The sequence below is a fragment of the Streptomyces sp. NRRL S-118 genome, assembly GCF_000716335.1.
Lineage (GTDB): Bacteria > Actinomycetota > Actinomycetes > Streptomycetales > Streptomycetaceae > Streptomyces.
Genome location: NZ_KL591032.1, coordinates 461 through 915, shown reverse-complemented (window position 1 = coordinate 915; position 455 = coordinate 461). Strand labels below are relative to the sequence as shown.

General features: G+C 74.1%; 1 protein-coding gene. It reads right to left on the bottom strand.

The features are described from left to right. Positions 1-455: condensation domain-containing protein (locus IH00_RS38180; RefSeq protein WP_039947700.1), on the bottom strand; the 455-nt coding region annotated here is incomplete at both ends.

Sequence of the window (455 nt, the reverse complement as noted above, 5' to 3'; positions counted from 1 at the left end):
TCCATGACGATGTGGTGGACGGCGAGGAAGAGTCGGGGCGCGGTGCCGTCACCGAAGCGGAACAGGACGCCCTTGACGAGCGTGCCGCCGGACAGGCCGAGGGCGCGCTGCGCCTCCAGGGCCGCGGCGTTCAGGACCTCTTCGGTGTTCTCGCCGCCGGCGAGGTCGCGGACGGCGAGGAGCCCGGACGGCCGGTCGCCGTACTCCTGGATCCACGTGCCGCCGTCGCGGGTGTAGCGCATCCGCAGCGCGTCGTGGTGGGCGACGACCGCGTCCAGGGCGAGCTCCAGCAGCGCGGCGTCCGTGCCGGGGGCGAGCTCAAGGTGCGCGGACATCGCGTAGTGGTCCGGGTCGACGGTGTGCTCGTCGAGGAACCAGCGCTGGATCGGGGTGAGTTCGACGCGCCCCGAGACCTGTGCCGGCGCCGCCGGGGAGGGCCGCGCCGAGGCGGTGAC